Here is a 21,883-nt window from a genome sequence, read left to right as displayed (position 1 = left end):
CACCCGATGACGCTGCCCGGTGTCGACCTCGCGGCGGTCGACGACTATCGGTCACGGCTCGCCTCGCGGCTCGACGCGGGCGACGGCCAGGTCGCGTCGGTCTTCGACGACTGGTGCGACCACGTCCGAACACACCACGGAGCCGTCTTCGACGACGCCAGTGAGGCGTCCGCTGTCGACGCCGCCGGAACCGTCTCTGCCCGGGAGCTGTTCCTCGACGCACTCTCGTTCGACGCGGCCGTCTCCACCCTCTACCGAACGGTCGAGACGACGTTCGATCTCACTGTCGACACCCCCTCGGACGGACTCGACCTCTCGTCAGTCCACGACGTCGTCGACGTCTCTCTCGTCGACGCCGACGCCGTCGATGCCGCCGGCGACGCCGGTGCGATCGAACCCGGAGACGAGCCCACGCCAGTCGACCCGGCGATGCTCCTCGCGACGGACGTCGACGACCTCCGTCGCCTCTACCAGGGCGTCGTCCCGTCGCGGTCGCGCCGGGTGTTCGGCGAGTACTACACCCCGCCCGGACTGGCCGACCTCGGCGTTGAGGCGGCCGCGACGACCGTAGAGGACTTTCCGACGGCAGTGGTCGTCGATCCGGGGTGTGGGGCGGGCGCGTTTCTGACGGCCGCACTCCGCCGGAAGCGAGCCGGGGCGCGCGAGGCGTCGACGAGTCCAGCCACGGCGCTCAAGCGCCTGACCGAGACCGTCGTGGGAGTCGACGTCAACCCGGTCGCGGTCGCCGCCGCCCGGACGGCGTACCTGCTCACCGTGCTCCCCCTCGTCGTCGAGACCGACGTCGACTCGCTCTCGCTGCCGGTGTTCGTCGGGGACGCGCTCGGTCTCACCGACGACCCTCCGGGAGACCTCGCCGGGTCGGCGATGGTGTTGCTCGGGAACCCACCGTGGATCCCCTGGGAACGACTGCCGGAGGCGCAGAAGACGCGGCTTCGAGACGGGCCGATCGAGCGCCTTGGACTGTTCGAACACGAGGGAGCCACGGCTCGCCTCGGTCACGGGAACGACGACCTCTCGCTCCCGTTCGTCTGGACCTGTCTCGACCGCTACCTCCACGACGACGGCGTCGCCGCGTTCGTCCTCAAGCGTGACCACCTCAGGGGTCCCGCAGGACGGCTCCTGCGCTCGGGACGGGTCGGCTCGCGGCCGCTCACCATCGAACACGTCCACGACTTCTCCGCGCTCGACCCGTTCGGCGGCGTCGACGCCGCGGCCGCCCTCTACCTGTTCCGGGTCGGCTCAACGGGTTCGTCCCCGGGAGCGGACGCGGATACGGAGGCGGGTATGGAGACGGACACGGAGGCGGGCATGGATACAGGCACGGAGGCGGGCATGGATACAGGCACGGACACGGACGTGGATACAGGCATGGAGACGGACACGGGCATGGAGACCACCGGACCGGCCTCCGTCCCGACGACCGTGTGGGAGCCGACGGATCGCGCTCCCGACTTCGGCTCTCTCGCCGCGCTCCGGGCGACGCTCTCGCGGACCGAAACGGCTCTCAGGCCCATCGACCCCGACGACAGGACGACGCCGTGGCACCGAGTCGACGCCGACGTCGACGCGCTCGGTGAGTGTGCCTACCGGATCAGACACGGGCTGAAAGACGACGCCAAGGCCGTCTTCTCCGTCGATCGGGAGCTGCTCCGAGAGCTCGAACCGACGCACGTCTACCCGTACCTCCGGTCGAAACACGTCGTCAAGTGGGGGCTGTTCGGCCACGATCGGTTCCTCGTGCCCCAGCGACAGGCCGGGGAGGACAACGAACGCGTCCTCGCACGGGAGGCGCCTGCGACGTACGACTACCTCGTCCGCCACCGCGACCGCCTGGAGGCGCGAGGGTCGTCGTGGTTCGATGCGGGTCCCTTCTACTCCCTGTTCGGTCTCGGACCGTACACGTGGGCCCCGTACAAGGTCGTCTGGTGTCGCCTCGGCTTCAACCCACACTTCACCGTCGTGTCGACGGTCGACGACGCGCTCCTCGGCGAGAAGTCGGTCGTCCCCGGCGACCACTGTATGTTCGTCGCCTGTGAGGACGAACGCGAGGCGCACTACCTCTGTGCGCTGCTCAACGCCGCGCCGTACCAGCGCTGTCTGCGCGACGTCGCCGGGAGCACGAAAGCCAGCCTCTCGAAGTCGGTGGTCTCCTCGCTGTCCCTCCCGCCGTGGGAGGCGACGCCGGTACAGGAGCGGCTCGCCACCCTCTCGCGCCAGGCACACGAGATCGTGCCCGAGTACACGGATCGCTCGAAGCGGGCGTACAACCGGCTGACGATCCCGGAACTCGTCCCCGTCGAACGCGAGGTCGACGCGGTCACGACCCGGTTCCTCGAAGAACGCGACGGCGAGACGCAGACGTGACGACCGCAGACGCGATCCGTGCCGGCGACCGGCGGAATCGACCGATTCTGGTGTGCTTCGACTTTTTCGGTCGCGGCGACGACCGCGGCCGCGACTACGCCACCTTCACCGAACGGAACCGCAGCCGTCGGTAGTCGGCGATCCACACCCCGTCGTGGAAGCGGTCGTCGCGCAGTCGGTCGTCGACCGCGTCGACGACGCTCGAGACCTCCGCGTCGGGCACCGACGCGAGGAGTTCGTCGCCGAAGACGGCGAGCCACTCGCGCAGTCCGTCGGCACCCCCGTCGAGTTCCGTCGGACGGTCGAACAGGTGTGCGCGTCGCACCTCCAGTCCGTGCGCCTCCAGCCGCGGGGCGTACTCACCGACGCTCGGGAAGTACCACGGGCTCTCGCAGTCGTAGCCGCGGGTGTCGAGTTCGGTCCGCACCCCGTCGACGATCCGGGCGACGTTGCCGCGTCCACCGAGTTCGGCGACGAACTGGCCCCCGGACGTGAGCAACGTCGTCACGCCGCCGAGGACGGCGTCGTGGTCGTCGTCCGGAACCCAGTGGAGGGCCGCGTTGGAGAAGACGGCGTCGAACGGTTTCGCGTCCTCGAACAGCGCGGGGAGGTCGCGGGCGTCGCCGTGGACGAACCGGAGCCCGTCGCGCTCGCCGTGTCGCTCGCGGGCCGCGTCGATCATGCTGCGGGAGCTGTCGACACCGGTCACGTCGACTCCCGTCTCGGTAAGTCGTCGCGCGAGCTGGCCGGTCCCACAGCCGAGGTCGAGGACGCGGTCGCCCGGTGCGAGGTCGAGGAGGTCGGTCACGCGCTCGCCGTACTCAGAGACGAACGCGCACTGGTCGTCGTAGCGGTCGGCGTCCCACCCGTCCGGTTCGTCGCTCATCCGATCCACGTACGTCGACCACGAGGTAAGCGTCGGGGGTCGGCGGAGGCGGACGGAATGAGAACGCTTAAATTTCGAGCCCCGACTACGATACGATGACCGCTCTTAGCTCAGCCTGGTAGAGCAGCCGACTGTAGATCGGCTTGCCCCCCGTTCAAATCGGGGAGAGCGGACTTTCTCACCTGTCGTTTCGGAGTTGACGGGAGTGGCGCTGTCGTGCGATTCCCGCTCGCCCGTTGTGAGTTGAACAGGTCACCTTGCTCGGGTTACCGCTGTCGTGCCTTCGCGGATAGCCGAACACGCTGAGAGGACCTAGTTCTTTCGGACGAAGTCGTGAACTGCTCTCGGGCGTTCGCACAAGTCTTGAGCGAAGTGTTTTCTTTTTATGAGCGCGTTGAACTCGCCCCTACAGAAGGGAGCCACCCCGACTTCGAAGATCAGTCTGCTGAGAGCCCAGACATATGCGACCGAGGTAGGGTCGATGTCGAATCTCGATCAGATGCCCTCTATGTGAAACACCCCGTGAAGGGCGCCCGATTGTCAGAAGATAAGATGGGGAGATACGATGACTCAAATCACAACACAGAGTGACACGCATCGAGCGATGGTCAGCCGAGATAACACAGGTGGTGGGTGGAGATGACCACACCTGCAGTCATCCACTTCGACGGAGGCGCTCGTCCTTCCAATCCCGGTCCTGCGGCCATCGGTTACACGATAGAGGTCGAGGACTGGTCTGATGAGGGGAGTGACCACCTCGGCAAAGCCACCTGCAACGAAGCGGAGTACCACGCTCTCATCCGAGGGTTGGAGGTCGCCTCCGAGAAGGGGTGCACCGAGGTTGACGCGAGGGGTGACTCGCAGTTGGTGGTGAGGCAGGTCATGGATGGCTGGCAGACGAACGAGCAACACCTCCGTGAACTTCGTGACCGCGCACGGGACTTGTCCGAGGAGTTCGAGACGTTCGAGATAGCGTGGGTCGACCGAGAGGAGAACCTACGGGCTGATGAGTTGGTAGATCGAGAGTTGGACGACTGAGGGAGACTGACTTTGGGAAAGGCGCTATATGGAAGAAACCACATGGAAGCACTCCAGTCTCCAGAAATCACCTCCGTGGAACTCTTGTACGATAATATGGAAGCCGCTGTGAGTGTTAAATAGATCGCCGATACCGTATTCAGATGTCTCCCATCCGGGCGTTGACGTCTAAAGAACCTTCCTTCCCACAGTTGGGGCATTTGCCATATAGACTTCCACTACTAAATATACCTCCACCTCTCTCTTCTAATAGCCCATTTTTGTCCAAACATTGGACATGGAGCCAAGAGGGGCAACCAACACATTTGACGCCGTCTTGTCCATTATTGACTTTTCCGCCACAAAAGTAACATGCACCGGGCATTGCGTTCCTAACAAGTAGGACGAGTCATATAAATATTTCGTTCTTTCAGAACTAAGAGACATACAAATATTTCGTTCTTTTGTATTGATTATTCTGTGAGGGTGATGGTTCAGATGCCTATTGCCGCTCCACGTATCTCCCTGCAAAAGTGTTGCTGTTGGTTCGGCAGATCTTCCGTATGATCATCTCCCCATAGACGGCTCCGTCAGAGAAGTGTGCCTCATCCCACTTCGGACGCATCCGACCAGAGCCTCGGAAGCACTCGTCCATCAACTGTTGGTCGCCCTGACACCAGTCGTAGAGTTGCTTCACGAAGGCCATATCCGCCTCCAATGCGGATGGTCGTCCCTCGTTACTCCCTCGCCACAACTGGAGTACCTCTCGGACGACAGCGGGCGACTCTCGTTCGACATGAAACCGTCGTACACCGCTCCCGTGAGGACGAAGCACTGGCTCTCGTCGTACGTATCGAGGTGACCACTCTCGGACACGTCACCACGAGGCGTGTGGCCGTCCAATCGCTCGCCTTCTGCGATGACGTGCAAGCCCGTGCCCGAACTCGATGGCTGGTGTAGGAGTCGAACCGTCGCACGATGGGGAGTGTTCCTCGGGGAGGTTCTCACCCTCTGCACCGAGCATCTCCCCAGCTACCGGAGAGGAGTCGTTCGTCTCCTCCACATCGTCGTACCGCGTCGAGCGAGGTAGGAGAGTCGACGCGACGCTCGACGAGGCGAACGATCCGGCTCAGTTTTGCGAGCTCCACGGCGACGGGGGGCGACGGATTTGGGTCACAATTCCCTGGTGATTGGGTGACACGTCGGTGGCGGTCGGGCCACTTTCCGGAAAATCAGTTTATGTCGAACCATCCTGGCACGAGTTGCATGTCTGACACAGACACCGGCGAGACGGCGACCGAGACGCGACGCATCGTCGACAGCCTGAAGAACGGATCGCTCTCCTCGCGGCGGTCGTTCCTCCAGAAGTCGGCCGCGCTCGGCGGCGGGGCGCTCGTGTTAGCGCTCGGTGGGTCGAGCGAGGCACTGGCACACGACGCGGACGACGACGACACGAGCGACGTCGACGTGCTGAACTTCGCGCTCACGCTCGAACACCTGGAGTACGCGTTCTACCGCGACCTCCTCGAGGAGTTCGACGAGAAGGACTTCAGGCGGGCGAAGACGCTGAACGGCTTCGGCAACCGCACCCGCGAGGACGTCCGGCCGAACCTCGTCGACGTCAGGGACCACGAGAAGGCCCACGTCGACACCCTCACGGAGATCATCGAAGACCTCGGCGGCGATCCCGTCGAGGAGGCGTGTTACGACTTCGGCGTCGACGACGTCGACGACTTCCTCGCCATCGCGGCCGTGCTGGAGAACACGGGCGTCTCGGCGTACGACGGCGCGATCAGTCTGATCGAGGACGCGGAACTGCTGACCGCCGGGGCGACCATCGCCACGGTGGAGGCACGCCACGCGTCGTACCTCAACTTCCTCACCGACGCCGATCCGTTCCCGGAGTCGTTCGACCCCACGCGAACCAAGCAGGAAGTGCTCGACGCGGCCGGCGGGTTCATCGTCGACTGCGACGCGAGCGACTCCGACCAACCGTTCGACGTGGCAGTCGACTGTGACGTCTCGAACCCGGCGAAGGTCACGGTGACGAACGTCTCCGAGCGGAGAGTCGAACTCCGTGACATCGACGGCAAGGGCGTCGACGCGGTCGATGGACGCCCGGTGCTCGACCCGGGTGAGTCGTACACGAAGCGGGGGGTTCCCAGCGGAACTGCCGTCCTCGTCGCGTTCGAGCCCGGGTCGAACGAACGGCTCAGTGACGAGACCCGAGCGGAGATCCGCTGCGGATAGGGTGCTCGGCCGGAGGAGCGGTCCGAGCGACTCGGGGCGATAATCGTTCGCCGGGCCAGTGGTCTTTCGGCGTCAGTTACCCGGACTCCCGCCGGCCCCACACCAGTTTCTCCTCGTCGAGTTCGACCACCATCCCCTCCTCGACCTCGACCTGACACGACAGCCGTGGGTAGCCGAACCGGTCGGCGAGTCGGTCGTGCCAGTGGTCGGGTGCCGGTCCCGCCCGAAGACGAACGCCGCAGGTCGCACACAGGCCACGGCCACCACAGTTGAGCCGTTCGGTAGCCCGTGAGTACGGCGAGAACCCGTACTCCAGGAGGACGTCGCGGAGGACCCGACCCTGGCGCACGCCGAGCGTCGTCTCCCCGGTGCCGTGCCGGACGACGAGTGTGACTCGCGCTTCCTCGTCGTCCCCGTCCGTGTCGGTCACGTGCGACGCCCCCGTCGCCGTCGTCCGACTCGCTCACCAGCCGACTCCGTCGCGCGAGCCGAACGCACCGACGGTTCGACCCGGGTGGACGCGACACGTCCGGCACGTGGTGGCTGCGAGAGACGCACGCGACGACCACCGACTCGACGCTCGGTTTGCCCGAACAGTTCGCCATTCACGATTGTTCTCTGACACTCGACGTTATTGAGCGTATCGGCCTTGTACACGGCTCTCGAGAGTGCTATTGATTGACAAGACCTGGAACATACCAGTAGGACTATAATTTAAGTAGCCGGGCGGTGGACCGATACGTATGAGCCGACAAGGGGCCCTCCCTCCAGCCGTTCCAATCGTGGTCAGACGGTCGATGAACGACCACGGAACGATGACGGTCGAGGTGGAACGGACGAAGGAGACGCGCTACCTCGTCGACTACGCCTCCGATCGGATCCGCTCCGTGCTCTCGGCGCTCCCCGCCGGGACGACGATCCCGGTACAGATGACCCGCGTCGGTGGTCGAGCGAACGTCTGGAAGGCGTGTGGGCTCCCCTCCGTCTCGTCTCGGTCACGACTCGACGTCGTCGGTTGACGCGTCCGCCCGATCGTCGGTCTCGCCAGGTCGGCCGAGACGCGGGCCGGTCGCGTGCCCCGGTCACCCCCGTCGACACGTCCGGTCGCTGTCCATCGGCGCCGCGACCGACGGTGTTTTCGACGCGGCGGCGGACTCTCCGATGTGACTGATCCCGATCTCCACTACCAGACCACCGTCCGGGTCCGATACTCCGATCTCGACACGTTCGGCCACGTCAACAACGCGGTCTACGCCACGCTCTGCGAGGAGGCCCGCGTCGACTACTTCGACCACGTGCTCGACAGCGGCGTCCACGACATCAGCTTCGTCGTCGCACGGCTGGAACTCGACTACCGGAAGGCGATCTCCGACGTCGGTGAGGCGACCGTCGCGGTCGGCATCACCGACTTCGGTCGGACCAGTTTCACCATGGGGTACGAACTCCGATACGACGGGGACACCGTCGCAACCGCGGAGACCGTCCAGGTCGCCGTCGACGGCGACAGGGAGCCGACCGAGGTGCCGGAAGCGTGGCGCGAGCGGGTCGCGGCCGCACGCTCGGACGCGTCGTAGTCGGGGGTCGGTCGACCCGACACGACGTGTCGAAACCACACCGCTACCGAACGGGGATAGGTTTCTATCGTTCCCCACCGAACGCAGGTCGTGACCGACGGCGACCCGACGCCCGACGACAAGCGTACGACCGCCGCCCGCTTCGACGCGGCGGCCCCCGACTACCTGGAGAGCGACGCCCACCGCACGGGAGCGGACCTCGAGACGCTCGCGGCGTGGTGTGCCGACGCCGACCGGGCGCTCGACATGGCGACGGGGGCCGGGCACACCGCGGGTGCGCTCGCAGACGTCGGCGTCCGGACCGTCGTCGCCACGGACGCCGCACCGACGATGGTCGCCACTGCGGTCGAGACCTACGGCGTCGAGGGATGCGTCGCCGACGCCGAACGGCTTCCCTTCGCCGCGGAGACGTTCGACGCCGTGTCGTGCCGGATCGCCGCCCACCACTTCCCCGCGCCCGAACAGTTCGTCGCGGAGACGGCACGCGTCCTCGTCCCCGGCGGCGTGTTCGCGTTCGAGGACAACGTCGCTCCCGACGACGCGCGTCTCGCGGCGTTTCTCGACCGGGTCGAACGCCGCCGCGATCCGACGCACGTCGGCCTCGACACGCCCGACGCGTGGCGTCGACGCTTCGAGGCCGCGGGATTCGCCGTCGAGACGGTCGCGAGCGTCACGCGGCGGCTCGACTTCGCCGCCTGGTGTGACCGCACCGACGTCTCCGGCGAGCGCCGTCGGAAGCTCCGGCGGCGCTTCGAGCACGCCCCGCCGGGCGCGGTCCAGCGGTTCGAGGTCGCGTTCGGTCCCGACGGCGTCGAGTCGTTCGTCGTCCCGAAGCGACTGTTCCGTCTCCGTCTCCAGACGGACGGAACGTCCGGTCCCGCGGTGGACGAACGGCAGACGTAAACCGGTCGCCACCCACGCCCTCGACGTGAGTCTCGTCGCCCTCGAACGCCGGACGCCGCCGCTGGCCGCCCTCGCCGTGGCGATCGTCGCCGTCTCGACGAGCGCTATCCTCGTCCGGTATTCGGCTGCGCCCTCGGTCGTGAAGGCGATGTACCGGGTCGTCTTCACAGTCGGTCTCCTCCTCCCGTGGGCACTCACCCGGTATCGGGCCGACTTCCGGAAACTGCGCGCCCGGGACGCGTTCGTCGCCTGCGTGACGGGCGTCGCCCTCGCCGTCCACTTCGCCGCGTGGTTCGAGAGCCTCGAGTGGACCTCCGTGGCGGCCTCGGTCACCCTCGTGCAGTCCCAGCCGCTGTTCGTCGCGCTCGGTGCCTGGGTGCTCCTCGACGAACGGGTCGGTCGTCGCCGCGCCGCCGGCATCCTCGTCGCCGTCGCCGGGATGGTCGCGATGTCGCTCGGCGACTTCCTCTCCGGCGTCGCGCTCGCCGGCCAGCGCCCGCTGTACGGCAACGGCCTCGCCGTCGTGGGTGCCGTCGCCGCCGCGGGATACGTCCTCGCCGGTCGCTCGATCCGTCAGCGCGTCTCGCTCGTCCCCTACGTGACGGTCGTCTACACCGTCTGCGCCCTCACGCTCCTCGTCGTCACCCTCGTCGAGGGACACCCGCTCGGGGGGTACCCGCCCCGCGAGTGGGTGCTGTTCGCGGCGATGGCGGTCGGTCCGGGGCTGTTCGGCCACACGGTGATCAACTGGGTGCTCGCTCACGTCGACTCCTCCGTCGTGAGCGTCTCGCTCCTCGGAGAACCGCTCGGATCGACGCTCCTGGCGCTCGTGCTCCTCGGCGAGGTGCCGACGGGGGCGACCGTCGCCGGTGGCGTCGTGGTCCTCGTCGGGATCGCGGTCACGACCGCCGGCGGGACGGAGACGAGCGACCCCCCCGAGGCAGACGGCCGGCCCGAGGGGGCCTGAGACGACATCGGCTCAGTGGAGTTTGAGTTCGACGCGTCGCCCGTCGGGGTCGCGGACGTACGCCGCCCACGCCCGGCCGTACGCGCCGTAGCGTTTCTTCGGCTCGTCCGGTTCGACCTCGACGCCCGCCGCCGCCAGGTCGTCGAGGAGCGTCTCCAGTTCCGCCCGGGAGTCGACCGCCGACGAGCGGAGGAGGAGACAGACGTGTTCGCCGCCGACGTCGGCGGCGTCGAACGACTCGTCGGGAACCAGGTGGAGGTGGCGGCCGCCCGCGACCACTGCGACGTAGGGGACGTCGCCCCGGTCGTACCGTTCGCGGTCCCTGATCGGGAGCCCGAGCAGGTCGTGGTAGAACGCGAGGGCGCGGTCGAGGTCGGCGACGCGGAGCGCGACGTGGTCGAGGTCGACGACGGAGAGGTCGTCGACCGCGTCGGTGTCAGGATCCATACCCGGGCTTTCGGTCGACGCCCGAAAACCGTGTCGCCCGTCCGCCGTCGGCCGCAAGCGTCAGGAACGCTCCGTCCGTCTCTCCCCTATGACCGACGAACACGGGGCCGCGCGCCGCAACGCCGTTCGGCGGGCGTGGGACGCCGTCGCCGACGACTACGCGGCCGCCCGACGCGCCGACGGACCCGACACAGACCTGCTTCGGGAGCTCGCGGCCGACCTCGCGGACGGGACCGACGGTCCGGCTCGCGTGCTCGACGTCGGCTGTGGTGACGGTCGACGGACGATCGCCACCCTCCACGACGCCGATCCCGCGCTCGACGTGGTCGGCCTCGACTTCTCGCGGGTCCAGCTAGACCTCGCACGTCGGGCAGTCCCCCGGGCCGCGGTCGTGCAGGCCGACATGACCGCGCTCCCGTTCGTCGAGGAGTCGTTCGACGCGATCACCGCCTACCACGCCGTCTTCCACGTCCCCCGCGAGGAACATCCGGGCGTCTACAGGGAGTTCGCTCGCGTTCTCCGGCCGGGTGGTGCGGTGCTCACCACCGTCGGATCCGGGCGGTCGGAGTCCGTCCGTCGGAACTGGCTGGGGAGCGGCCACGCCATGTTCTGGAGCACCCCCGGCTCGGAAGCGACGAAGTCACAGCTCCGCGAGGCCGGCTTCGCGATCGAGTGGGAGCGGCGGGTCGACGACCCGCTCGGGAGTACGGCGCTGTTCGTGCTGGCGCGTCGCGAGTGAAACTCACCGGGCGGCGGTGTGGGTTCGGGAACCGGCTCACTCCAGCAGCTCGCGCGTCTTCCGGTGGCGGTAACGGAACATCGGCTCGAAGCCCACGACCGAGAGCGGTCCGAGGAGGGCGTCGCCGACGGGGAAGGCGTACTCAACGTCGTCCTCGATCACGGTCTCGTCGCCATCGGCGAAGAAGCGGTGGGTGTGCTCCCACCGCCGAAAGGGTCCGTCGGTCATGTCGTCGGTGAACGTGGCCGTCCCCTCCCCTTCCTCGCGGGCGACGATCCGCGACGTGAACGTCTGTCGGGGGCCGACGCCGAACGGCTGTGTCGAGAGTCGGATCCGTGTACCGACGTCGAGCACGGCGGGGTCGTCGTCGCCGTCGGGCCCGCGTACTGCCTCGACCCGCAGATGCATCCAGTTCGGCGTGAGCGCCTCTAACCCCTCGATCCGGGAGTGGAACGCCCACACCTCGTCGAGCGGTGCCGCGACGCGGGTCCGCCGCTGGTATCTCGCCATACTGTCGTCTGGTGGGTCGGAAAGAAAGGGGCACCGGTCGTGTCGTCCCGACCGGCGACGCGGGCGAGACCGGATGGAGGACCGAACGTTCGGAGGCCGAACGGCTCGGTGCCGGCCCGCGATTACAGCCGGCGGCCGACGACGAGGCCGACGCCGAACGTCGCGAACGCGGCCGAGAGCAACATGGGGTACGTCAACAGACCGACGGCGAGGACGACGCACGTCACGATCGCGACCGACGTGACGGCGGGCGCCGCGCGTCGCTGGACGGCGTCTCGCTGGTCTTCGTGCGATTCGAGCGGGGTGTGTGGAGGGACGATCTGAACCATCGCGGACTGTGGTTGGGTGGTTGTCGTGTGTACCGACCTGCGTCGCGGCGAACGGGGCGCGGGGCGCAGGGGCCGGAGGGGTTCGTCGGTGCCGTCAGGAGCGTCGGGTCCGTCACGGGCGACGGAGACCACGCGAACGGTGCGAGTGACGGAACGACACCGACGACGTGACGCACCGACCGGATAGCCGTGACGGAGACCGGTCGCAGGTGGCGACGGTCGGGACGGACCCCGTGGAGGTGATCGGACGGCGACGTGCCGTCAGTACACTGCGGGGTGTCCCAGTGGCTACCGGTGGAGAGCCGAGCGCCAGTCGAGGTGAAGGTGGAGGACGGTGGTCATAGGTTCTCGAAACGAGGGGCGCGTCCGTGCGCCTCCTGTCACAGTGCTTGTGAGAAACCGGTATAAGTCTGTTTCAGGTACGCTACCGGGAAACACACGGACACGACCGTACTGGAGTGTACAGAACGGACGACTCGTCACCACACGTGTCGAGAAGGAGACACCGGTACGGTCGGTCGGAAAGGGAGACCCCTGCCGGCCACGGACGCGAGCACGAGCCGCTCAGAGCCGCGGGCGCGACCGTCGCTCAGAGCGTAAAGCGCGTGACGGTCGTGCCGGCGACGGTGAGATCCTCGTCGGTCGCGGCGGCGACGGTGATCTGGTTCTCGCCGTACTCGATGCCGAGTTTCGCCGAGAACTCGCCGTCTTCGGGCTCGACGAGCCGCGTCTCGCTCGGCGTCTTGATCGAGACGACGACGCCGTCGGTGGAGCCGGAGATGACGAGGCTGTCGCCCTCGAACCGGGTGTTCACGCGGAGCGACGGTCCCTCGGGGAGGTCGGACTCGAGGTAGCGCTCGCGGAGGAACGTGGGCATCTCGACGGGTGCGCCGGCGTCGATGCCGTGTGCGAGGCGGACGTACTGTGCCATCGACCACGCCAGCGGGGTCGCCGCACCGGTGCCCTCGCCGAACTCCCAGTTGTACGCCGTCGAGTGTTCGCGGTCCCACACCTGTTCGGCGAGCATCCGGCCGGAGTTGGCGAACCGCTGCATCGTCCGGAGCATGTTCTCCGGCTGGAGCGCGTCCTCCGCCGTCTCCTCGTTGAGGAGTTCGTACTCGGCGCGCTCGCCGGTGAAGATGGGCCAGAGCCGACCCTTCCCCTTTGCTTCGACCGACCAGGGAGCACCCTCCTCGTCGCGCTCGCGCTCGCCGTAGCCGTCGCCGTTGTAGCGGTAGAAGGCCGGCCCGTGGGGCGTGTCGACCCTGATCGTGGCGTCGACCTCCTCGATGGTGTTCTTGATCGTCTCGTCGTCCCACGGCTTGATGCCCAGCCGAGTCAACTCGAGGAAGCCGCCGTCGATGATCTCGCGCTCGTCGAGCGTCGGGCCGTTGTTCGCCAGGGTCCGAAGGTGGCCCGCTTCCGGGTCACCGTCGCGCGTGATGCGGACGTAGTACGGCGTGTTGGTGTGGCGCTCGGTGCCCGTCTCCGTGGCGGTCCACTCCTCGACGTGTTCGGTCCAGTCGTCCGCGAGGGAGAGCCAGATGAGCGCGTCCGCAGTGTGGCCCTCGTCGAGCGCGACCGCGCCGGCGCAGGCGAGGCCGGCGATCTCCGCCGCGATCGACGACGGCGAGTAGCCCGCCTCCTCCTCCCAGCGTTCCTGTGCCGTGGGCGGACCGTTTCGTGCGACGTAGTCCGCCGAGCGCTTGACGTTCGCGTACGAGTAGTCGACGTCGTCGAACGTGACGCCGTGCTGAGTGAGCATGTACGCCATCACCTGCGGGAAGGAGATGTTGTCCATCTGCTCGCCACCCCACCTCGTCCGGCCGTTGAGGTAGGTGTTCTGCGGGATGAAGCCGCGGTCGTCCTGCTGGTAGTTATAGATGTACGACAGGTTGTCGATCGCCGTCTCGATGTCGCCGACGGCCTCGAAGACGGTGAAGACCTGGTAGAGGTCGCGCGACCACGTGAAGTTGTAGCCGTACCCCTTCGACTCCTCGGCGGCCACTGCTTCGCCCCAGGGCACCGACGGCGACGCCAGCCCCGCACCCTGGAACGTTTTGTCTTCCACGGCGCGAAGCGACATCAGCGCGGCCTTGTACTGCGCGAGGAGCGCGTCGTCGTTCGAGACCGAGTCGGGGACGCTCTTGTCCCCGAGGAACTCCTCCCAGGAGTCGGCGTACGCGGTGCGGACCGTCTCGTAGCCACGGGTGAGCGCCCCTGCGGCCTCGCCGAGCGCCGCCGCGGTGTCGGCGTTCTCCGCGAAGCCGAGCGCGAGCGTCTCCTCGACGTCGGGACCCGACCCGATGCGGCCGATGAGGACGACACTCTCGTTCTCGACGCGCTCCTGCGGCGTTGGGAGCACGCCCTTCGAGAACAGCTCCGCGAGGTGTGAGGAGCCAGCGACCCCCACGGTGGCCCAGTCGAACCGTCCGGCAGAGGTGAGCGCCACCGCCACGGAGTACTCGTCGCCGTCCTCGTCGATCAACAGCGGCTCGCCGGCCTCGCCGACGTCGTACGCCTCGGCGTCGCGGGCGACGAGGTGGTAGCCGCCCATCTGGCCCAGTCGGATACCGCGGTCCTGCGAGCCCGTGTTCACGAGTGCGGTGTCGGCGACCGCGTACAGCTCGTACTCGTTGTCGTCGTCGGCCTCGAACCGGACGTCGGCCAGGAGTGCGTCGTGTTCGGGGTCGGTGGCGTACTCGACCGTGAGCTCCCACTCGTGGCCGCGACCGTCGCCGGTCTCCGTGATGACGTGTCTGAACAGCAGCGCGTCGTCCTCGGTCATCTCGGCGTGTCGCTCGATGGTGTCGGCGTGGTCGTCGCGGCGGGTCTCGTTGTGCGTCCGCGCCGTGTACGTGGACTCCTCGTCGGCGTCGACCACGAGGAGGTCGAGCGTCCGGAGGTTCATCAGGTCGACGCGCGGGAACCGCAGTTCGGTGAGCGACCCCTCGGTGAGCGTGAACCACACCCGGGAGGGGTCTTCCGCGCGGTGGTCGGCGACGGTCCCCACGCCGTACTTCTCGCCGGTGGTCCACCGGGGGCGGTCCTCCGGCCCCGACGGGGCGGCCTTCGGTGCGGGGAGGGCGTCGTGTTGCGACAGCAGCGCGGTGGTCTGCAGGCGCACGGCGTGGGGCCAGCCGAGCGGCGTGGCGGAGTCGTAACTCCCGTCGTCGAACACCTGTTCGGCGAGGTAGCCCGCCGACGTGACGAGCCCGCTGGAGGGGTCCATGCACTCGTACAGGTTCGCGGCTTCGTCGAAGCACGCCGCCGCCTCGTCGTCGCGGTCGCGCTCCGTGAGGAACGCGCCGAGGCGGGCGGCCGCGCTGGCGCCCCACGCGGTCGAGACGGACCAGATCTTCTCGTCGTGCTGTTCGGCCGAGCGCCAGTAGTCCTCCTCGAACCGGATGAGGCCGCTCACGTTCGCGTGGCCGGATTCGCGGTACAGCCCATCGAGCGTCGTCTCGACGTGAGAGACGAGCCGGTCGACGTGCGTCTCGGGGAGGTCGCAGACCGCGTCGTACTCGACGAAGGCGTCGACGAGCGCCAGCGTCCCCGAGTCGAGGCGGGAGTCGAAGTTGTTCCCCCGCAGCCGGAGGACGTACGTCTCCTGCTTCGAGTTCCACAGCTCCTCGAGTCCCTCGAACACGACGTCGGCCTGCGCCGCGGCGTGTTCGCGGAGTTCGTCGCGAACCGGTGCCCGTGCGACCGCCGCGTACGCCTGCAGGTACGCGGCCGTGGTGTGAGTGAACTGCCCGACCATGTTCTCCCAGAGGTTCTGGCACGTCTCGGGGAGCCCGTAGTCGTCGAGCGTCTCGTCGAGCGCGCCGACGCCGTCCGAGAGCGACTGCTGGATCGCCCCGGCGAGTTCGTCGTCGAGGTCCTCGCGTCGGTCCCGCAGGATCGTCGCCAGGTACGTCAGGACGGCGGCGGTCTGGTCGGCCTGGTACTCGGGCTTCTTCGATTTCTCCACGCGCGCGTGAGCCCAGCCGGGAGCGAGCGAGCCGTCCGACGCCCACGCGCGGTGCGGCCACGACCCGTCGTCGAGCTGCGTGTCGATGAAGAAGCGAGCACTGGTGGCGAGGCGGTCGCGAACGCCGAGGTCGAACGTCTGGTCGGCTTCGAGCAGGTGCTTGTTCACTTCCGCCTCGTCGCGGAACCACGTGTAGCCGTAGCCGCCCGAGTGGGCGTAGAACGGGTCGAACTCGGGGCCGGCGATGTGAGCCCCGGTCGGCGCCGTGAGCAGCGACAGCGCGCGGAGATCCGCCCGGCAGAGTTCCTCTCGCGGCGTATCCTCCGGGACGTACACTTCCGCGCGCTCGCGCGCGCCAGTGCGAAGTTCGTCCGCGGTGGCGTGGTTGAGCGCGCAGTGGCGGAGGTCCGCGAGTGCGTCCTCCCGGCTGACCTCCGAGTGGTTCGAGAGCTGCGTGACGAGCGTCGTCTGGACGGCCCGACCCTCGCGTTCGAGCGGGGCACTGACGACGACGTCGCCGCTCAGGTGGGTGTCCTCGTACCGTTCGAGGACGGCCTCGCGCGGGAACTCGAACGCGTCGTCGGAGAGCACTTCGTCGAACCGCTCGGGGATCTGCCCCCGGACGTCGTCCAGCCCCGTCGAGGCGGTGACGTAGTCGTGTTCGGTCCGGTGGAACACCTCGACGGCCTTCGTCCCGTTCGGGCCACCCTCCTCGTGGATGAGCCGCCCGACGCGCGTCTCGCGTCCCTCGGGGGCGAACGTGAGAAAGGCGGTCAGATGCGCGTCCGTGGGGATCGCACCGCGGAGTTCGACGTGGGTGACGTGGGCGCGACCGAGCGTCAGGTCGTACTGGTGGACCGTGTACTCGCCCGCGTCGTACTCTGTCTCGACGAGCGTCGTCTCGCGGTAGTAGTGCTGGCGGACGGGTTCGAGTTCGTCGAACCACCGGGTACCGTCGTCGGTTTCGATGCCGAAGCGCGACCGATCGATACCGTAGAGACCGGAGAGCGACGAGGAGTAGTCCCTGATCGACCCAGACGGGTCGACGTAGACGAGACGGTCGCCGTGGCCGGAGAACGCCCCGGCGGCCGTCGGGGACTCTTCGGGAAACCGCTCCCCGCGGTCCCGTTTGTATTCGTTCAGTGCGGTTCTCAGTCTCATGGCGTGAAGGAACGGTCGGAGTACATAAGTGTTGACGAAATCCACCCGGGGTGTCCGTCCCCTCGGTCGGTTGGCGGACGTCGCTCGAGCGGCAGGTTCATTATACTGCGTTCTTCGGATGTTCATTAGCGCAGGCATATAAATTTGTCTTGTCGACCACTACATCAGTAGTAAATCAGTTTCCGACCGGGCGAGCGTCGACCACTACACCCGTAGTCAATAACTCGTCGCTTTCGCAAAACAAAAGTGGCTCCTCTCTCCACTAGCGCCCATGCACCATCCAGGTCCGCCTCAGTTCATGGCAGTCGGCGAAACGGTTCAGGTCGCCCCGCGCGATCCGGATCCGGACGCCGACTACACGTGGCGCGTCAAATCCGCACCGATCTCGAGCCAGCTCTCGTTCGGCGACGAGCCCGTCGTCGACTTCACGCCCGACGCCGCGGGAACGTTCGTCCTCGAACTCACCGGTCCGCTCGGCGTCGACGAACTCACCATCCGCGTCTTCCCGGGCGAACTCGCCCCCAGCGGCCGCGGTGCCGGTTCGTCCGGGCAGTCGGGGATGTCCGGGCAGTCGGGGATGTCCGGTGTCTCGGGCGTCTCGGGCGTCTCCGGCATCTCCGGCGTCTCGGGCTCCGGGAGCGGCGCGCTCGGCGCGAAGAAGGAGGGCACCGGCGGCGGTCGTCCCCGGGTCACGCTCCACGGTCGCGTCGAGGGCGACACGGTCGTCGTCGAGGCCGACCCACAGCCCAACCCGAACAGTTCGACGCCGCGCGAGGACCTCTCCGTGGAGTTCCTCGTCGACGACCGCTGGCCGGTCGACGACTCGAAGGTGGCGGTCGACGGCTGGACGCTCACGATTCCAACGGAGGCGTTCGAGGAGAAGACGCGCGTCCACGCCGTCTCGATCGACTCGGAGTACTCGGTCGCGGACGCCATCGAGATCCGCGTGAAAGGGACGACGATCGACTTCGGCGAGGGTGCTCGGACGGACGGTGGGGTGGCGACGCACGACCCCAGTGAGAAACAGGTCGAGACCGGCCGCCTCTACGAGCCGCCGGAGTGGTCGAAGGACATCACGCTGTACGAGATCTACGTCCGCGGCTTCGCCTCCGACGACGACGAGGCCGAGAACACGTTCGCGGCCATCCAGAAGCGGCTCGACTACCTCGAGGAGCTGGGCGTCGACTGTCTCTGGCTCACGCCGGTCCTGCAGAACGACCACGCACCCCACGGCTACAACATCGTCGACTTCTACTCCGTCGCCGACGACCTCGGCGACATGGAGGCGTACCAGGAGTTCGTCGACGCCGCCCACGACCGCGGCATGAAGGTGCTGTTCGACCTCGTGCTCAACCACTCCGCGCGCCAGCACCCGTTCTTCCAAGACGCCTACAAGAACCCCGACTCGGAGTACTACGACTGGTACGAGTGGCAGGAGAACGGCGAACCGGGGACGTACTTCGACTGGGAGTACATCGCCAACTTCGACTACCACAACCTCGAGGTGCGCCGCTACCTGCTCGACGCGGTCCAGCAGTGGTTCGAGATCGTCGACGGCTTCCGCTGCGACATGGCGTGGGCCGTCCCGTTCACCTTCTGGCAGGAGCTGCGCGACCGCGTGAAGTCGCAGGACCCCGACTTCCTGCTGCTCGACGAGACCATCCCCTACATCGCCGACTTCCACGAGGGGATGTTCGACATGCACTTCGACACGACGCTGTACTTCACGCTCCGGCAGGTGGGCGACGGTCACCAGCCCGCGGACGCGATCCTCGACGCCATCGAGCAGCGGACCGAGGTTGGCTTCCCGGATCACGCGTCGTTCATGCTCTACCAGGAGAACCACGACGAGACGCGCTACATCGTCGAGTGCGGCGACGAGGCCGCCTTCGCCAGCGCCGGTGCGCTGTTCACGCTGCCCGGCGTGCCGATGCTGTACGGCGGCCAGGAGATCGGTCAGCGCGGCCGCCGCGACGCGCTCGCGTGGGATCACGCCCGCGACGACGTCCGCGAACATTACGAACACCTCATCGAGATGCGCTCGGAGACGCCGGCGCTGAACTTCCGCGGCGAGATCGGTCGTATCGACTACGAGGCCTCCTCGGAGAAGGTCACCGCGTTCCGCCGCGAGGCCGAGGGACAGTCGGTCGTCGTCGTCCTCAACTTCGGTGACGCCCCGCAGTACGCCGAGATCGACGCGGACGTCGACGCCACCAACCTCGTCAGCGGAGAGACCGTCGTCTCCGACGGCACGGTCGAGGTCGAGAGCGTCGCGGTCCTCGAGGAGCGATGAGCCAAGTCACGTACACCGAACCGAGCCGCGACGACGACGCCACCGCGGCCCTCGTCGAGTGGCACGACGCCGTCGTCGCCGATCACGACGACGACTTCGAGGCGGCGAAGGAGATCGTCACCCGGCTGGGAGCCCACTACGACGCCGACGCGGGGGTCGCCGAGTTCGGCTTCTGGACGCCCGAACTCCTCGACGAGGGCGTCGCGGCCGAGGCCGTCTCGCTCGAACTGCTGACGCCGACCGAGGGGATCGACTACGAGTCCCTGGACGACGAGGGCGACGAGATCGAGTTCCACCGCGACCGCGTCGACGTCGACCGCAACGGCGACTACCACTGGGTCGCCGTCGAGGACGTTCGCGCGGGCACGCGGGAGCAGTTCGGGGCGTTCTACCGGCTGGTGTACGAGACCGACGACGGGGAAGAGACCGTCACGGACCCGCTCGCGTACTCGACGCCGTTCGGCGCGTTCGCCCCCCCGGAGCTGTACGACTGGGCGTCGCTCGACGCCTCGCGCGCCGACCGCGACTACTTCGAGGCGCTCGGAACGGGCGACGAGCGCGTCTCCACCACCGAACACGACGGGCTTCCCCGCGTGGACCCCGCGAACGCGATGGTCGAGATCCACCCCGGCACCGCCACCGAGGACGGCACGCTCGGGGGGCTGGCTCGCCACTACGAGACCATCGGCGAGAAGCTCGAATCGGGCGAAGAGCTGACCCCCGCCGAACGCAACTTCGTCGGCTACGACGGCATCCAGCTGATGCCCGTCGAACCCCTCACGGAGAACCGCGAGTTCGACGACTACTGGCGGGCGGAGACGGCAGACGGCGCGGGTGGAGCGGGAGACGACGACAGCGAGGGGACGCTCTCCGTCGAGGTCGACCGCCCCGACATGATCAACTGGGGGTACGACATCGTCGTCTCGGCGTACTCGGCGACCAATCCGGCCGTACTCGAGACGGGCCGTCCGGACGAACTCGTCGACTTCATCGCCGCGTGTCACAACCTCCCCGACCCGATCAAGGTGGTGTTCGACGTCGCGCTCGGTCACGCCGACAACCGCGGTGCCGAACTCCTCAACGACGACTACTTCGAGGGGCCGGGGATGTACGGCAAACACCTGCACTACAAACACCCCACCGTCCGCGCGATCCTGCTCGAACTCCAGCGCCGCCGGATGGATTACGGTGCCGACGGCATCCGCGTCGACGGCGCACAGGATTTCACCTACTACGACCCCGGTCGCGACGAGAACGTCCACGACGACGCGTTCCTCGCCGAGATGGACCGCGTCACGCAGGAGGTCGCCGGCACCGAGTACCGCCCGTGGATGATCTACGAGGACGGGCGGCCGTGGCCGCGCGAGGACTGGGAGCTCGCCTCCTCGTATCGCGCGTTGATCGAACAGCACCCCCACTCGTTCCAGTGGTCGCCGATCACGTTCGCGCACAACACGCCCGCCCTGCTGACGTTCTGGGCGACGAAGTGGTGGCGTGTCCGCGAAGTGTGTGAGTTCGGCAGCCAGTGGCTCACGGGGGTGGCGAACCACGACACCATCCGGCGGGGGACGCAGATCGACCCCACCGTGTCGTTCAACCAGTCGCCCGTCAACCCCTATCTGGGTGAGGACTACCCCGAGACGCTCGACGCCGCGTACAACAACCCCGCGTCGTCGATGTTCTTCTACTGCTTCGCGCCGGGGGTGCCGATGGACTTCGTCCACGCCAACATGCGCGCGCCGTGGGGGTTCGTCCGCGACACGGACTCGATCTGGAACGTCAAGGTGGTCTCCGACGAGTCGAAGTTCCTCTACTGGCAGGTGCGCGAGGAACAGTTCCAGAGCCCGGACCACTTCCAGCGGGTCAAAGAGCTCGGTTTCGAGGAGAAGGAGGAACTGCTGACGTTCATGGACGCCCTGTCCGCGACGGTCAAGTCGACGGAGTACGACCTCGACGTGATGGCGGCGATGCTCTCGGAGATGGACCAGCCGCTCGGCGACGACCTCGCGGCCGACGACCTCGAGGCGTACGGCTACGCGTGGATGCAGGACGTCCACGACTTCGCGAACCTCTCGCACTGGCACGACGCCCAGGACGACGAGCGGACCGCGTTCGACCTCCAGGTTCGCGAGTTCCGCCAGGAACGCCCGTGGCTCCGCTCGGACGTCGACTTCGAGAGCGAGGAGTACTACGGCTACCGCCACCCCACCGAGGGAACAGTCGTCTACTACGGCTTCCGGATCTCGCCCGACGGCGACGAACAGTTGCTGTTCGCGGCGAACATGGAGGGCGTCCCGGTCGAGGTCTCACCCGAGATCCTGCAGGCGGAGATGCCCTCGATCCCGACCGACGACTGGGCGGTCGCACTCGCCGCACCCGGCGTCGACGGCGGCGACGAGGTGGAGCTCGACAACGCCCAGGGGATCGTCTGGCGACGCGAGCCCTGAGT

17 protein-coding genes and 1 tRNA gene are annotated in these 21,883 nt (G+C 67.4%); 11 read left to right on the top strand and 7 right to left on the bottom strand.

From position 1 onward, the window contains the following. The first annotated feature begins 6 nt into the window (after positions 1 to 6). Complete coding sequence (locus tag FZP69_RS11650) at positions 7 to 2,385, top strand: N-6 DNA methylase (protein ID WP_152041461.1); 2,379 nt, start codon at positions 7 to 9, stop codon at positions 2,383 to 2,385. Positions 2,386 to 2,479: 94 nt separating this feature from the next. On the opposite strand, the gene FZP69_RS11645 is transcribed toward FZP69_RS11650, so the two are convergent. Continuing rightward, the gene (locus tag FZP69_RS11645; protein ID WP_152041460.1) at positions 2,480 to 3,271 is read right to left on the bottom strand and encodes a class I SAM-dependent methyltransferase; all 792 of its coding nucleotides are present in this window, start codon (positions 3,269 to 3,271) and stop codon (positions 2,480 to 2,482) included. A 99-nt stretch (positions 3,272 to 3,370) separates the two neighbouring features. On the opposite strand from FZP69_RS11645, the gene FZP69_RS11640 reads away from it, so the two are divergent. Both FZP69_RS11640 and FZP69_RS11635 read left to right on the top strand, forming a co-directional pair. Then, positions 3,371 to 3,444, top strand: a tRNA-Tyr gene (locus FZP69_RS11640). Positions 3,445 to 3,910: 466 nt separating this feature from the next. After that, positions 3,911 to 4,309 carry a ribonuclease HI family protein gene (locus FZP69_RS11635; protein ID WP_152041459.1) on the top strand — a complete coding sequence of 133 codons (399 nt, stop codon included), beginning with the start codon at positions 3,911 to 3,913 and terminating at the stop codon, positions 4,307 to 4,309. A 481-nt stretch (positions 4,310 to 4,790) separates the two neighbouring features. Here the strand turns inward: FZP69_RS11635 and FZP69_RS23415 are convergent, their stop codons facing one another. After that, positions 4,791 to 4,994 (bottom strand): phage NrS-1 polymerase family protein, encoded by a 204-nt coding sequence (locus FZP69_RS23415; protein ID WP_394350161.1) that lies wholly within the window; start codon positions 4,992 to 4,994, stop codon positions 4,791 to 4,793. A gap of 560 nt (positions 4,995 to 5,554) precedes the next feature. Between FZP69_RS23415 and FZP69_RS11630 the strand changes: the two genes are divergently transcribed. Beyond that, positions 5,555 to 6,538 (top strand): ferritin-like domain-containing protein, encoded by a 984-nt coding sequence (locus FZP69_RS11630; RefSeq protein WP_152041458.1) that lies wholly within the window; start codon positions 5,555 to 5,557, stop codon positions 6,536 to 6,538. A 76-nt stretch (positions 6,539 to 6,614) separates the two neighbouring features. Here the strand turns inward: FZP69_RS11630 and FZP69_RS11625 are convergent, their stop codons facing one another. Continuing rightward, a complete protein-coding gene (locus tag FZP69_RS11625) occupies positions 6,615 to 6,968 on the bottom strand; it encodes a 2Fe-2S iron-sulfur cluster-binding protein (protein WP_152041457.1) in 354 nt (117 codons plus the stop codon). A gap of 313 nt (positions 6,969 to 7,281) precedes the next feature. On the opposite strand from FZP69_RS11625, the gene FZP69_RS11620 reads away from it, so the two are divergent. From FZP69_RS11620 to FZP69_RS11605, 4 genes are all read left to right on the top strand, one after another. Further along, a complete protein-coding gene (locus tag FZP69_RS11620; RefSeq protein WP_152041456.1) occupies positions 7,282 to 7,557 on the top strand; it encodes a hypothetical protein in 276 nt (91 codons plus the stop codon). 144 nt (positions 7,558 to 7,701) lie between these two features. After that, positions 7,702 to 8,112, top strand: coding sequence for an acyl-CoA thioesterase (locus FZP69_RS11615; protein WP_152041455.1), 411 nt, complete (start codon positions 7,702 to 7,704; stop codon positions 8,110 to 8,112). Positions 8,113 to 8,202: 90 nt separating this feature from the next. Beyond that, entirely contained in the window at positions 8,203 to 9,015 is an 813-nt protein-coding gene (locus tag FZP69_RS11610) for a class I SAM-dependent methyltransferase (protein WP_152041454.1), read from the top strand. 25 nt (positions 9,016 to 9,040) lie between these two features. Beyond that, positions 9,041 to 9,982 carry a DMT family transporter gene (locus FZP69_RS11605; protein ID WP_152041453.1) on the top strand — a complete coding sequence of 314 codons (942 nt, stop codon included), beginning with the start codon at positions 9,041 to 9,043 and terminating at the stop codon, positions 9,980 to 9,982. A gap of 12 nt (positions 9,983 to 9,994) precedes the next feature. Here the strand turns inward: FZP69_RS11605 and FZP69_RS11600 are convergent, their stop codons facing one another. After that, a complete protein-coding gene (locus FZP69_RS11600) occupies positions 9,995 to 10,429 on the bottom strand; it encodes a VOC family protein (RefSeq protein WP_152041452.1) in 435 nt (144 codons plus the stop codon). A gap of 88 nt (positions 10,430 to 10,517) precedes the next feature. Between FZP69_RS11600 and FZP69_RS11595 the strand changes: the two genes are divergently transcribed. Then, positions 10,518 to 11,168, top strand: coding sequence for a class I SAM-dependent methyltransferase (locus FZP69_RS11595; RefSeq protein ID WP_152041451.1), 651 nt, complete (start codon positions 10,518 to 10,520; stop codon positions 11,166 to 11,168). A gap of 36 nt (positions 11,169 to 11,204) precedes the next feature. On the opposite strand, the gene FZP69_RS11590 is transcribed toward FZP69_RS11595, so the two are convergent. The 3 genes from FZP69_RS11590 to FZP69_RS11580 form a co-directional block, all read right to left on the bottom strand. Continuing rightward, positions 11,205 to 11,678, bottom strand: coding sequence for an SRPBCC family protein (locus tag FZP69_RS11590; RefSeq protein ID WP_152041450.1), 474 nt, complete (start codon positions 11,676 to 11,678; stop codon positions 11,205 to 11,207). Positions 11,679 to 11,800: 122 nt separating this feature from the next. Continuing rightward, the gene (locus tag FZP69_RS11585; protein WP_152041449.1) at positions 11,801 to 12,007 is read right to left on the bottom strand and encodes a hypothetical protein; all 207 of its coding nucleotides are present in this window, start codon (positions 12,005 to 12,007) and stop codon (positions 11,801 to 11,803) included. Positions 12,008 to 12,596: 589 nt separating this feature from the next. Beyond that, positions 12,597 to 17,141, bottom strand: coding sequence for a glycoside hydrolase family 15 protein (locus FZP69_RS11580; RefSeq protein WP_152041448.1), 4,545 nt, complete (start codon positions 17,139 to 17,141; stop codon positions 12,597 to 12,599). A 271-nt stretch (positions 17,142 to 17,412) separates the two neighbouring features. On the opposite strand from FZP69_RS11580, the gene malA reads away from it, so the two are divergent. Both malA and gghA read left to right on the top strand, forming a co-directional pair. Further along, positions 17,413 to 19,434: an alpha-amylase MalA gene (gene malA, locus FZP69_RS11575; RefSeq protein ID WP_275689357.1), complete on the top strand. Its 2,022-nt coding sequence runs from the start codon at positions 17,413 to 17,415 to the stop codon at positions 19,432 to 19,434. Next, the gene (gene gghA, locus FZP69_RS11570; protein WP_152041446.1) at positions 19,431 to 21,881 is read left to right on the top strand and encodes a glucosylglycerol hydrolase; all 2,451 of its coding nucleotides are present in this window, start codon (positions 19,431 to 19,433) and stop codon (positions 21,879 to 21,881) included. The genes malA and gghA overlap by 4 nt, the downstream gene beginning before the upstream one ends. The last annotated feature ends 2 nt before the right edge of the window (positions 21,882 to 21,883 follow it).

The sequence above is a fragment of the Salinigranum salinum genome (genome assembly GCF_009176545.1).
Taxonomy (GTDB): Archaea; Halobacteriota; Halobacteria; order Halobacteriales; family Haloferacaceae; genus Salinigranum; species Salinigranum salinum.
This window is presented reverse-complemented; position numbering and strand designations above follow the sequence as displayed.

Excerpts from the sequence above, each read along its gene's own strand:
- FZP69_RS11650 (WP_152041461.1), top strand. The coding sequence starts at position 7 with ATGACGCTGCCCGGTGTCGACCTCGCGGCGGTCGACGACTATCGGTCA.
- FZP69_RS11645 (WP_152041460.1), bottom strand. The coding sequence starts at position 3,271 with ATGAGCGACGAACCGGACGGGTGGGACGCCGACCGCTACGACGACCAG.
- FZP69_RS11635 (WP_152041459.1), top strand. The coding sequence starts at position 3,911 with ATGACCACACCTGCAGTCATCCACTTCGACGGAGGCGCTCGTCCTTCC.
- FZP69_RS23415 (WP_394350161.1), bottom strand. The coding sequence starts at position 4,994 with ATGGCCTTCGTGAAGCAACTCTACGACTGGTGTCAGGGCGACCAACAG.
- FZP69_RS11630 (WP_152041458.1), top strand. The coding sequence starts at position 5,555 with ATGTCTGACACAGACACCGGCGAGACGGCGACCGAGACGCGACGCATC.
- FZP69_RS11620 (WP_152041456.1), top strand. The coding sequence starts at position 7,282 with ATGAGCCGACAAGGGGCCCTCCCTCCAGCCGTTCCAATCGTGGTCAGA.
- FZP69_RS11600 (WP_152041452.1), bottom strand. The coding sequence starts at position 10,429 with ATGGATCCTGACACCGACGCGGTCGACGACCTCTCCGTCGTCGACCTC.
- FZP69_RS11595 (WP_152041451.1), top strand. The coding sequence starts at position 10,518 with ATGACCGACGAACACGGGGCCGCGCGCCGCAACGCCGTTCGGCGGGCG.
- FZP69_RS11590 (WP_152041450.1), bottom strand. The coding sequence starts at position 11,678 with ATGGCGAGATACCAGCGGCGGACCCGCGTCGCGGCACCGCTCGACGAG.
- FZP69_RS11585 (WP_152041449.1), bottom strand. The coding sequence starts at position 12,007 with ATGGTTCAGATCGTCCCTCCACACACCCCGCTCGAATCGCACGAAGAC.
- FZP69_RS11580 (WP_152041448.1), bottom strand. The coding sequence starts at position 17,141 with ATGAGACTGAGAACCGCACTGAACGAATACAAACGGGACCGCGGGGAG.
- malA (WP_275689357.1), top strand. The coding sequence starts at position 17,413 with ATGCACCATCCAGGTCCGCCTCAGTTCATGGCAGTCGGCGAAACGGTT.
- gghA (WP_152041446.1), top strand. The coding sequence starts at position 19,431 with ATGAGCCAAGTCACGTACACCGAACCGAGCCGCGACGACGACGCCACC.